Annotated in this window: 7 protein-coding genes; 3 read left to right on the top strand and 4 right to left on the bottom strand. The window is 74.0% G+C overall.

The window, feature by feature from the left end:
- Positions 1-43: 43 nt before the first annotated feature.
- Positions 44-1,726: a phosphoglucomutase (alpha-D-glucose-1,6-bisphosphate-dependent) gene (gene pgm, locus NHG27_RS06750; protein WP_497015351.1), complete on the bottom strand. Its 1,683-nt coding sequence runs from the start codon at positions 1,724-1,726 to the stop codon at positions 44-46.
- 136 nt (positions 1,727-1,862) lie between these two features.
- Between pgm and NHG27_RS06745 the strand changes: the two genes are divergently transcribed.
- The 3 genes from NHG27_RS06745 to NHG27_RS06735 all read left to right on the top strand — a co-directional run bounded on the left by NHG27_RS06745 (position 1,863) and on the right by NHG27_RS06735 (position 4,095).
- A complete protein-coding gene (locus tag NHG27_RS06745; protein WP_193721539.1) occupies positions 1,863-2,186 on the top strand; it encodes a rhodanese-like domain-containing protein in 324 nt (107 codons plus the stop codon).
- 54 nt (positions 2,187-2,240) lie between these two features.
- Entirely contained in the window at positions 2,241-3,065 is an 825-nt protein-coding gene (locus NHG27_RS06740) for a DUF5926 family protein (protein ID WP_497015348.1), read from the top strand.
- 250 nt (positions 3,066-3,315) lie between these two features.
- Positions 3,316-4,095: a glycosyltransferase family 2 protein gene (locus NHG27_RS06735; RefSeq protein WP_193721545.1), complete on the top strand. Its 780-nt coding sequence runs from the start codon at positions 3,316-3,318 to the stop codon at positions 4,093-4,095.
- Between the two features lie 51 nt (positions 4,096-4,146).
- On the opposite strand, the gene NHG27_RS06730 is transcribed toward NHG27_RS06735, so the two are convergent.
- From NHG27_RS06730 to NHG27_RS06720, 3 genes are all read right to left on the bottom strand, one after another.
- A complete protein-coding gene (locus NHG27_RS06730; RefSeq protein WP_497015347.1) occupies positions 4,147-8,787 on the bottom strand; it encodes a hypothetical protein in 4,641 nt (1,546 codons plus the stop codon).
- A 115-nt stretch (positions 8,788-8,902) separates the two neighbouring features.
- Entirely contained in the window at positions 8,903-10,129 is a 1,227-nt protein-coding gene (locus NHG27_RS06725) for an AI-2E family transporter (RefSeq protein ID WP_497015345.1), read from the bottom strand.
- A 49-nt stretch (positions 10,130-10,178) separates the two neighbouring features.
- The gene (locus NHG27_RS06720; RefSeq protein ID WP_497015342.1) at positions 10,179-11,408 is read right to left on the bottom strand and encodes a diacylglycerol/lipid kinase family protein; all 1,230 of its coding nucleotides are present in this window, start codon (positions 11,406-11,408) and stop codon (positions 10,179-10,181) included.
- Positions 11,409-11,463: the final 55 nt, after the last annotated feature.

Genomic DNA, 11,463 nt, shown 5'->3' with positions numbered 1-11,463 from the left:
TCAGCTCGATGGCGACCTCAACCCCGTTCTCGGCGGCCGAGCGTCAGCCGCCCAGGGCGTCCGAGACGACCTGCTTGGCCTCGTCCTGCACCTGCGCCAGGTGCTCGGCCGAGACGAACGACTCGGCGTAGATCTTGTACACGTTCTCCGTGCCAGAGGGGCGTGCCGCGAACCACGCGTTCTCCGTCGTGACCTTGAGACCGCCGATCGCCGCGCCGTTGCCCGGGGCCTTCGTGAGCTTCGCGGTGATCTCCTCGCCCGCGAGCGTCGTCGACGTGACCTGCTCGGGGCTCAGCTTCGCGAGCGCAGACTTCTCCTCGAGCGAGGCCGGCGCGTCGACGCGGGCGTACCAGGACTCGCCGTACTGCTCGACGAGCCGGGCGTGGTGCTGCGACGGGGTCTTGCCCGTGGTCGCGAGGATCTCGGAGGCGAGCAGCGCGAGCAGCAGGCCGTCCTTGTCCGTGGTCCACACGCCGCCGTTCTTCCGCAGGAACGACGCCCCCGCGGACTCCTCGCCACCGAAGCCCACCGAGCCGTCGAGCAGCCCGGGCACGAACCACTTGAAGCCGACCGGCACCTCGTCGACGCGACGGCCCAGGCCCGCGCCGACCCGGTCGATGAGCGAGGAGGACACGAGGGTCTTGCCGATCGCGGCGTCGTCCCGCCACCCCGGGCGCGCGCCGCCGTACAGGTAGTCGATCGCGACCGCGAGGTAGTGGTTGGGGTTCATGAGGCCCGCGTCCGGGGTCACGATCCCGTGGCGGTCGGAGTCCGCGTCGTTGCCCGTCGCGATGTCGAACGTCGAGGCCGCGTCGGGGTCGGTCATCTTCTGCACGAGCGAGGCCATGGCGTACGGCGACGAGCAGTCCATGCGGATCTTGCCGTCCCAGTCCAGGGTCATGAAGCCCCAGCGCGGGTCCACCTGCGGGTTCACGACCGTCAGGTCCAGCCCGTAGCGTGGCCCGATCTCGCCCCAGTACTCGACCGACGCGCCGCCCAGGGGGTCGGCGCCGATCGAGACGCCCGCGTCACGGACGGCCTCGAGGTCGAGCACGTTCGCCAGGTCGTCGACGTACGCCGTGAGGAAGTCGTGGCGGTGCGTCGTGCCGGCGGTCAGCGCCCGGTCCAGCGGGAGGCGACGGACCTGGCCGGCCCCCGAGCGCAGGATCTCGTTCGCGCGGTCCGCGATCCAGCCCGTCGCCTCGGAGTCGGCGGGGCCGCCGTGCGGCGGGTTGTACTTGAACCCGCCGTCGCGGGGCGGGTTGTGCGACGGCGTCACGACGATGCCGTCCGCGAGCCCCGGGCCGCTCGTGCGGACCCCTTCCTCGGTGGCCGCTCCGTTGTGCAGCAGGATCGACTGGGACACGGCCGGGGTCGGAGTGAACGAGTCGCGCGCGTCGATGTACGTCTGGACGCCCGCCGCGGCCAGGACCTCGAGGGCCGTCTGCCAGGCAGGGAGCGACAGCGCGTGCGTGTCGCGGCCGATGAACAGGGGACCGTCGGTGCCCTGCGAGCGCCGGTACTCCACGATCGCCGCGGTGATCGCGATGATGTGCCCCTCGTTGAACGCGTGGTCCAGGCTCGACCCGCGGTGGCCCGACGTCCCGAACACCACCTTCTGCGCGGGGTCGTCGACGTCGGGGGAGAGGTCGTAGTAGGCGCCGACCACGGCGTCCACGTCGATGAGGTCCTGGGGCTGGGCGGGCGTACCGGCGCGTGGGTCCATGGACCGATCCTGCCACTGGTGGGGGTGTCGGTGCCGAGCAGGCGGTCGCGATTCGTCCGGGCCGGATTCTCGACCACGACCGCCTGGTCCGCGGACCGGCCCGACGACGTCGCGTCAGAAACGTAGGCTGGTCACCATGTTCCCGCCCCAGGTACCCACGACCGACGTGTCCGAGCTCGACGCCGAGCGCCCCGTCCCCGAGGGCGTCGTGCTCCTCGACGTGCGCGAGCAGGACGAGTGGGACGCGGGCCACGCGCCTGACGCCGTCCACATCCCCCTCGGCGAGCTCCCCGTCCGCTGGGGAGAGCTGGACCCCGATGTCCCGATCCTCGTGATCTGCCACTCGGGCGGCCGCTCGGCGCGCGCCGCCGCCTGGCTCAACCAGGGCGACTTCGACGCGACGAACCTCGACGGCGGCATGGCCGCGTGGGCGCAGCGCGGGCTGCCGATCGAGCGGTAGCGGGTCCGCCGGACCCCGCACCACCCCCTCATCCGCTCCCACTACACTTCCCCCATGGCCAAGAACTCGACGCCCGACTTCGTGCTGCGCCCCTTCGAGGGCCTCCCCGGCGAGACCGACTGGGTCGCCCTGCGGGAGGTCGTCCCGTCGGCCTCGGCACCCGCCCGCACCACCGAGGAGTTCGGCGCGCGCGACGTCCTCGTGGTGACGGTCCTGCCGGCCGGGTGGGCCGCGCTGCACCGTCAGGACGGCAAGATCCTCCTGGCGCTCCAGACGATCGCGGGCTCGGGGGACACGAGCCGTGACCTCGCGGCGGCGCTCCTGGAGGCCATCGAGGCCGAGCCGGGGACGTCGGTCGAGCTGGGCGAGCTGCCCGGCCCGGGCCCGCGTCTGCAGGACGTCCTGGACCTGTCGGTGCCGTTCGAGGTCACGGTCCACGACGACTTCTCGTTCTGGCTCGACCCGACGACCGACGTCACGCCGGACCTGAAGGCGTCGCTCGAGCAGGCGTCGGAGTCGATCGTCCCGACGGTCAAGCTCGAGTCGGTCGAGTCGGCGTACTGGTGCTCGATGAGCCGTGAGTTCCTGCGCTGGGCGTGGCCCGTGGCCGAGGAGGAACTGATCGACGCGATCTCGCGCCTGCACGCGAAGCGCGAGTCGGGTCTGGGCGGCGGCAAGTTCGTCGGGGCGTTCCGGTCGAGCGGCCTGCTGGTGCCGGTGTGGGAGCTGCCGCGGGGCACGCAGGCGGCGGACCTGGAGGAGCCCGTCCAGGAGCTCAAGGCGAAGCTGGACGCGGCGCTCGCGGTCACGGAGCCGCTCGACGCGAACGAGCGACGAGCGCGCGCGGGCATCGTGTCGCGTCAGGTCACGCTGCGCTGAGGTCGGACGCGCCGACGCCGAGGTTCTGAGCAGGGGGCAATACCTCGTCAAGAACCCGAGAACACCGTTCCCGGGGGGACTGTCGTGACTTTGCCACCATGTGTGTGGCAAACTGCGGGAAACTCTTTGCACTACTAGGCTGGACGGCGTGAACGCGGACCATCGGTCGACCGAGTCAGGAAAGAACCCCACCACCGGAACCACCGGCGAGGCCGTCGGTGTCCCCGCGAACGGGACGCACGCGCTCCCGGTGGCCAAGACCCCGCGTCCTGCGCTGCTCCCTGGGGGTGGCAAGCAGAAGCAGCGGGTCGCGGTGATCATCCCCGCCAAGGACGAGGCGCGCCGCATCGCGGCGACGGTGCGGGCAGCCAAGGCGATCCCGCACGTGGACCTCGTCCTGGTGGTCGACGACGGCAGCGAGGACAGCACCCAGCACGTCGCGCGCGAGGCAGGGGCCGTCGTCGTGCGGCACTCGCACAACCGCGGCAAGGCGGCGGCCATGGAGACGGGCGCCGCGGTGGTCGCGATGCGTGACGTCGCGGACCGCCCCGCTCGCCTCCTGCTGTTCATCGACGGCGACCTGGGGGAGACCGCGGTCAACACGGCGCCGCTCGTGGACCCGGTGCTGAACGGTGCCGCGGACATGTCGATCGCCCTGCTCCCGCCGCAGCCCGGTGCGGGCGGCCGCGGGATCGTCGTGGGGGCGGCACGTCGCGCGATCCAGTCGATGACGGGGTGGACGCCCACGCAGCCGTTGTCCGGCATGCGCTGCCTCACGCGTGAGGCGTTCGAGGCCGCGACGCCGCTCGCGCGCGGCTGGGGCGTGGAGACGGGGCTGACGATCGACCTGCTCCGCAAGGGGTACGTCGCGGTCGAGGTGCCGTGCGACCTGCGCCACCGCCCGTCGGGCTCGGACCTCAAGGGTCAGATCCACCGCGCGAACCAGTACCGCGACGTGCAGCTCGCGGTCGGGGCGCGCCGCATGCGCAGCGCGATCGACGCGCTGAGCGGCAGCAAGCACTCGAGATAGGTCGTTCACGACGCAGCGCCCGGGCGGTCTCCGCCCGGGCGCTGCGTCGTCCTAGCGGCCCGACGCCGCAGGTTCCGCGGCGTCGTCGGGTGCGCCGGCTCCGTCGGGCGGGGAAGGCACACGGCCCGACGACGTCGCGTCCGTCCGTCCCGTGCCCTCCCGGGTGTCGGGTGAGGAGCGCAGCGCGAGCAGCCCCACGAGCGGGACCGCCGCGAACAGCATGACGGTCGCGATGCGGACCCCGTAGTCGTTGACGACGGCACCGCCGAGGGCTGCGAGGAGCAGCGACCACAGCAGCGGCCGCAGGATCGGCCACTGCTCCTCGGTCCGCGCGAACCACCGCGGTGTCCAGCGGACCGCGCGCCACAGCATGAGCGCGGTCGCGACCACGATCACGAGGGTCAGCCAGGCGGGGACGCCGCTCGTCACCGTGCGCAGGGCGTACCCCGCCTTGCGGGCGATGGTCTCCCACGCGGTGCCGTCGATGACGGACTGCACGAAGATGCCCAGGTGCGATCGCTCGGAGGCGGGCTGCATCCAGTCGAGCACCCCGATGACGCCCACGAGCACGACTCCGGCGACGCCGATCAGGAACAGTCGTTGGAGCGTCACCCGGACGTTCGCGACGTGGAGCACGAGGACCGCGCACGCCGGCACGAGCACGAGCCCGCCGCCGACGTCGGCTCCGAGCGTCGGCCAGAGGTCGACGACCGTCGCGACCGCACCGATCCCCGCCGTGGCGAGGATCGCGAGGACCTTGTGCCCGCGTCGCAGGAGGATCGTCGCGACGGCAGCGGCGGTGAAGAGCGCCGCCACCACGTACACCGAGTACGTCGGGTTGCCGTAGCCGTAGAACCGCCCGCCCAGCGTCGGGGACGGACCGAGCGGGCTGCCACGGTGCAGCGGGGTGCCGAGGACCGCGTCCAGGGTCAGGACCACGAACGTGAGACCGGAGATCAGCGCGGGCCCGGCCCAGGCCGGCCGCCGCGGGGCGAGCGCGCCGACGCCCGCCACGATCGCGGTGCACCCGATCATCGACGCCCACATCGCGGCGCTCGTCGTGCCGAAACGCCACCAGGCCCACGTCGTCATGAGGAAGAGCCCCGCGGGCAGGGCCGCGAGGAAGAGCATCGACCCGTCCGCCACGGACCGGGCGAGGCGTGCCGACCAGGGGCGGGCGCCGGCGAGGCGCGGCCCCAGGAAGGCTGCTGCGGCGAGGATCGCGAGCGCGATCCACAGCGGGATCGTCGTGACGCTCCCCGCGACCCCGCGCAGCGCCTGGTCGCGCAGCGTCAGGTCGGAGAGCTGGTCCACCGACGTCGCGACGTCGGTGGGGCGCGGCGCCGACGACACCAGGGGAGCCCCGGTGAACTGCGGCGGCTGCGGCACGACTGCGGCGTCGAGGACGGTCGTCGGCACGTCGAGCAGGCGGACGACCCCTTCCCACTTGGTCGACGCGGCGGACAGGTAGCGTGGCGTGGTCTCCCCGGCCGTGTCGGCGAGCGCGACACCGAGGAACGGACGGGCGACGGCCGGGTTCCCGACGTCGACCACGAGGACCGTCGCCCCCGACGGGCTGGCGCGCAGCACCTGCCGGACCGTCGAGTCGATCGCGCGGAGCTCGGCGTCGCGGACGTCGGCCGCCGAGGGGCCGCTCTCGCCTTCAGCCGCGTCGCCTGCTGCTGCGTCGTCCTGTGCGGTGGTGCCGGTGAGACCGGCCTCCGCCGCCGCGGCGTCTTCCGCCGCGTCTGCCGCTGCGGCGTCGTCCACCCTGGCCGTCCCGAACGGCGCGGCCCCGGCGTCGACCATGGTCACGGGGCACGAGAACGCCGCGGCAGGGTCCGCGAGGGCCTGCTCGACCTCGAGGTAGCGATCCACGCTCCCGTCCGTCCGCGCCAGCGCGAGCGCCGCCCCGGGCCCGATCGCGGTCGCGCACACGTCGCCGTCGGCGAGCTGGTCGCCGAGCACACCGAGCCGGGGCCGGAACTCCGAGGAGGCCTGGAGGTCGGACAGGGGCTCCCAGCCGTCGACCGTCGCGGCACCCGACGTCGAGGTGGCGTCCGCGGCCGACACGCTCCAGGGGGCGCACGCCCAGGACCCGTCCTGCATCTCCCCGGTCACGGGCGCCCGCCCGGCCGACAGGGCGAGCCAGCCCGCGCCGACGCACTGCCCGTTGCGGCCCGTCACGCCGGGCGAGATGCCGCCCGCGCTCGCACCGTCGCGCATCATGCCCCACAGCGTCGGGGTCACCGCGGGGGAGAGGTCCGTCCAGCGGACCCCTGCCGTCCCGACGACGACCACGGCGGTGCCCGGTGCCGCGACGGGCTCACCGTGGGCCGACGGGACGGCGCCTGCGACGGCGGCCAGGTTCTTCGGGGTCGGGACGACGACGAGGGCGAGCAGGACCGTGGCGAGGAGGCCGCCGCCGACGGCGAGGAGCACCGCGGGCATGCGTCGGACAGGCGCGTCCAGCCGCGGGTCGAGCGTCGCGGGCTCGGGCTGCACGTCGCCGACCCACGCGGCGCCGATCAAGCACGCCGCCATGACCAGGGTGAACGCGGCCACGACGATCCCGGAGTCGTTGGCCAGGGTGCCCACGACAGCGACCGTCACCACGGCGACCACGGTCGTCCTGAGCTGGGGCCACGTGTCGTACTGCGTGCGCAGCCCTGCGGGGCGGAAGCGCACGGGGCCGACGAGCGCGAGGCACGCGACGACGCACAGGACCGCCGCGAGCGCGCCCGCAGGGTTCGCGACGGTCGCCCAGGCGCCCGCGGCCTTGGACGCGACGACGCCGAACGCGTCGCCGTCCAGCACGTTCCCGAAGAAGATGCCCAGGTGCGACGGCTTGCCCGGACGCAGCCAGTCGATCGCGGCCACGAGCCCCACGACCGTGACCGTGAGCACGCCCGCCATCAGGACCCGTCGGACGGTGAACCGCGCGCCCGCGACGCCGACCACGAGGACCGTGAAGCCGGGGACGAGGGCGATGATGCCCCCGAAGTCGGCGCCGAAGGCCGGCCAGCCGTCGACGACCACCGTGACGACGCCGATCGCGGTGGCAGCGGCGATCGCGGCCCGCCGCCGGCCCAGGTCGCCGAGGCGCGCGGCCACGGCGCCCGCGAGCACGAGCGCGCTGGCCGCGTAGACGGCGAAGGTCATGTTGCCGAACCCGTAGAACCGCGCCCCGAGCGACGGGGTCGAGCCCAGGATCGACCCCTGCTGGAGCACCGTCCCGGTGAGACCGTCGACCGTCAGGATCAGCCAGGTGATCCCCGCCGCCGCCGCGGCGATCCGCCACCGCCCCACGGGGAGCAGCCGGGAGACGAGCCAGGCCGCGAGGGCGACCGCGACCGTCCCGACGACGCACCACAGGGCCGCGGTGAACGTCGGGGCCGGCGAGACCCACCATCGCGACAGGGCCGCGAGGTAGGCCCCCGCCGGTGCGCTCGCCGCGAGCAGCAGGGAAGCGGTCGAGAGCCGCCTCGTGACGGGCCCCGGTCCGCCGTGACGGCGTCGACCGAGCAGCACCGTCCCGACGGCCGCCGCGGCGCCGAGCACGACGATCCCGACGAAGATCGGCAGGACGAACGTCGACGTCGTGCTCATCTCGTTCAGGTAGCGACGGTTCTCGACCGTGCGCTCGGTGCTCATGCGCCGCTTCTCGTCGACCTCGAACGGTGAGCCCAGCAGGTCGGAGACGTCCGCACCCGCGCTCGCACCGATCGTCGCGGCGAGGTCTGCGAGCGAGACGATCCCGGGTCGACGGGTCGAGGCCGACGCGAGCCAGCCCGCGGTGGTGGTGCCCTTGCGCCAGTCGACGACGACCTGGAGCCCGTGCGCCTCGACCGGGGTGTCCGAGACGCCCGCGACGACGACCGACGAGCCCGTGGGGATCGCCTCGACGAGCATGGCCAGCGTCTCGTCCAGCCCGCGCAGGGCCTCCCGGCGGTCCGCCGGGTCCGACGGGAGCTCGCCCAGGTCGGCGACCGTCACGGGGCAACGGGCGAGCTCGTCGGACGAGAGGTTCTCCAGGGCGGTCGTGTACCGCGCGACGTCACCGTTCTGGTCGGCGAGGGCGATGGCCCCACCGGGACCGACCGCCGTCGAGCACGTCCCCGTCGTCGCGATCAGCGAGCCCAGGGTTCCCGGGGTGCCCGACGTGGCGGCGACGGGGACCTCGTTCGGCTCGACGGCCGGGTCGACCGTCAAGGACTCCCACCCGTCGACGTGCGCCGGGCCGACGATGTCCGTGGAGGTCGCCTGGACGGTCGGCACGGGAGGGCAGTCGAGCGGGACGTACGACCCGGTCTCCGGCGTGGGCTCCGACGGCAGCGTCGTGGGGTCCTCGCTCGGTGCCGGCTGCGGCGCCAGGGACTTGCCCCCGGCCGACAGGGTCAGCCAGGCGTCGACCGGGCACGTCACGGTCGTCGCGGTCCGCACCGAGATCGACGCGGCGGACCCCTCGCGGAGCATCGACCACAGGGTCGGGGTCGACGCCCGGCTCACGTCGGACCAGTGGAGCCCGCCGACCCCGACGACGACCGTCGGGTCCGTGGGGGTCGGCGCCGTCGCGGGGTCGGCGGTCGCGGGCAGCGCCGTCCCGACGAGGGAGGCGAGCGCGATGAGCAGCGCGACGAACCCGCGACGACGGGTGCGACGAGAGGTCTGTGCGGGGGCCGGTTTCGTCACCTGACCAGCCTACGGGGCGGACGGAGGCGGCTGGGCGGGGCCGCGACGTCGGGCACCGATCCTCCACGAGGTCGGCGCAGCACGGCCTAAGGCGCCCCCGGGCGGGCCGGGGCTCTCAGGGCTCGCGCTCGAGCGGTGGGGCACCGGCGGAGGCGCCCGTCGGCTCGTCGGGGCGAGGGTCGGCGTCGGCCCCGCCCTCGTCCTGCGACCCGGGCGACCCGGGCGAACCGGACGCGGGCCCGTCGGGATCCGACGGGCCGGTCGGCTCGGGCGGCCCCGCGGGCGGTGCGGCCGACGTGTCGCCGGACAGGTAGCGGAGCCAGCCCGAGCCCGGGTCGCCCTCGACGACGAGCGCCCGGGTCAGGAGCGTGAGCGGGATCGCGAGGATCGCCCCGAGCGGACCGATCACGAGGGTCCAGAACACGACCGAGAAGAAGCTGAGCGTGAGGCTCAGGTTCACGGCGTCCGCCACGAACTTGGGCTGGACGAGCACCTGCAGGACCACGTTGACCACGCAGTACACCGCGACGACCGCGAGGGCCAGGGGCCAGCCGCCCACCACGAGCGCCATGACCGTCGGTGGGACCACGCCGAGCACGAACCCGATGTTCGGGACGAAGTTGGTGACGAACGCGAGGATCGCCCAGACGGCGGGGGCGGGGACACCCATCCACCACAGGGCCACGCCGTCGATCACGGCCACGACCGCGCCGAACGACGCGTTCACGACGAAGTACCGGCGGACCCCCGAGTTGTACGCGGTGATCCGGTCGAGCGTCGCCGGGCGCTGCCCGCCGAAGCGGGCACGGGCGTCCTGGTACCGCGTCGCGTCGGCGGCCATGAAGATCACGTAGGCGAGCACGAAGAAGAAGGCCGTCAGGACCGTCATGGCCGTCCCGCCGACGCTCGCCGCGAGGCCTGCGAGCGTGCTCGGGTCGAGCCAGGACGCCAGGGCCTCCGTCACCTGCCCCTCGACGCCGAACGACTCGAGCCACGCCGTCGCCTGCTCGACCATGGTCGACAGGTCGTCGAGGTACTGCCCCACGAGACCCGCGAACTGCACGCCCGCGAACGCGAGCAGCGCGGCGAGCGCCCCGAGGATCAGGTACGCCACGACGATGGTCGCGGTCGTCGCGGCCCAGCGCGGCCAGCCACGGCGTTCGAGCGGTGCCCGCACGGGCTGCACGATGATGACGACGACCGCCGCGAGGGCGAGCGGGCCGAACAGGCCGCGCGCGAGGTAGACCCCCGCGAGGACGATCACGGCGGCGGCCAGGCTGAGCAGGGTGCGGGTCGAGGGCGCCAGGCCCGGCGGCCGAGGGGCGTCCTGCAGTGCGGTCATCTAGGGGGTGCTCCTCGGTCGGTAGGTCAGGACGAATGATGCCGGGCCGTCAGGCCGTCCGCACGACGAGCCCGCCCGGCTCGACCCAGGCCTCGAGCTCGACGGCCCGCCCCAGGAGGTCGCCGTCCACCTGCGCCTGCTCGCCGCCCTCGACACGGACACGGACCCGCCGGGCGCGTGCGTGGTCGATGCGGCCGATCTTGGCGGGCAGGTCGTTGCGGACACCGAAGCCTTGCATGACGACGTCCCCGAAGAGCTGCGCCCACCCGACGACGCCGCCTCGGGTGTCGATCGCGGCGATGTCGAGGATGCCGTCGTCGAGCACCGCGTCGGGCAGGAGCGTGATGCCCCCGGGCAGCTTGCCGCAGTTGCCGATCAGCAGCGTCCGGAGCTTGGCGTTGACCGGCGGGGTGTCGTCGAGCTGGATCGTCGCGCGCAGGCGGCGCCCGTGCAGGTGGCGGATGCCGGCCACGAAGTACGCGACCCAGCCCACCCTGGCCTTGAGGGTCGCGTCGGCGTCGGCGACCATGGCGGCGTCGAAACCCAGCCCGGCGATGACGAGGAAGATGTGCTCGGTCTGCGTGTCCGGCTCGGGGGGCGCGTCGGCAGCGGCGCCGTCGACGCCCGTCCCGTCCGCGGCCGGGTCGGCGTCCAGGGCGTCGACGACGACGCCGTCACCCGCCGCGTCCCGTCCCGGGGCGCCGGTCCGCGCCGTCTCGCGCGCGGCGCCGTCGGGCTCGGCGAACTCCAGGACGCGCGCCCAGCCCACGTCGATCACGCGGTCCGCGCCCGCGACCACGATGCGCAGGGCCTCGTCGGGGTCGGCGATGGGCAGGTCGAGGTTGCGGGCGAGGAGGTTGCCCGTGCCGAGCGGGATCAGGCCCATGGGCCTGCCCGTGCCGACCATGGCCTCGGCGACCGCGCGGACGGTGCCGTCCCCGCCGACCGCGACCACGACGTCGGCGCCGCGTGCCAGGGCCTCGCGCGTCTGCCCGACGCCCGGGTCCTCGATCGTGGTCTCGAGCCACAGGGGCTCGGGCAGGTCGGCCTCGGCGCACACGCGCCGCACGGTCCGCTCGAGGTGCGCGACCGCGGGCTTCGACGGGTTCGCGACGAACGCGATGAGCTGGCCGACGTCCTCGGCGAGCGCCTCGGCGACCGCGAGCGGCGGGTCGAGGCGGCGCCGGCGCCGCTGCTGGGACCAGACTGCCAGCGCGACGGTCAGCGCGACCGCGGAGATCGTGACCGCAGCGACCCCCAACCACATTTCCCAAGCCATGTCCGACACGGTAGCGCCAGGGGTGCCGGCGGCGGCGCCCGAGGCCGCAGAAGGT

The sequence above is a fragment of the Oerskovia sp. 140933 genome (genome assembly GCF_059651515.1).
The sequence above is the reverse complement of the archived record's forward strand: the minus strand, read 5'-3'. Positions and strand labels throughout refer to the sequence as shown.

Bases quoted from the DNA above. Each gene is read 5' to 3' on its own strand.
- pgm (WP_497015351.1), bottom strand. From the start codon at position 1,726: ATGGACCCACGCGCCGGTACGCCCGCCCAGCCCCAGGACCTCATCGAC.
- NHG27_RS06745 (WP_193721539.1), top strand. From the start codon at position 1,863: ATGTTCCCGCCCCAGGTACCCACGACCGACGTGTCCGAGCTCGACGCC.
- NHG27_RS06740 (WP_497015348.1), top strand. From the start codon at position 2,241: ATGGCCAAGAACTCGACGCCCGACTTCGTGCTGCGCCCCTTCGAGGGC.
- NHG27_RS06725 (WP_497015345.1), bottom strand. From the start codon at position 10,129: ATGACCGCACTGCAGGACGCCCCTCGGCCGCCGGGCCTGGCGCCCTCG.
- NHG27_RS06720 (WP_497015342.1), bottom strand. From the start codon at position 11,408: ATGGCTTGGGAAATGTGGTTGGGGGTCGCTGCGGTCACGATCTCCGCG.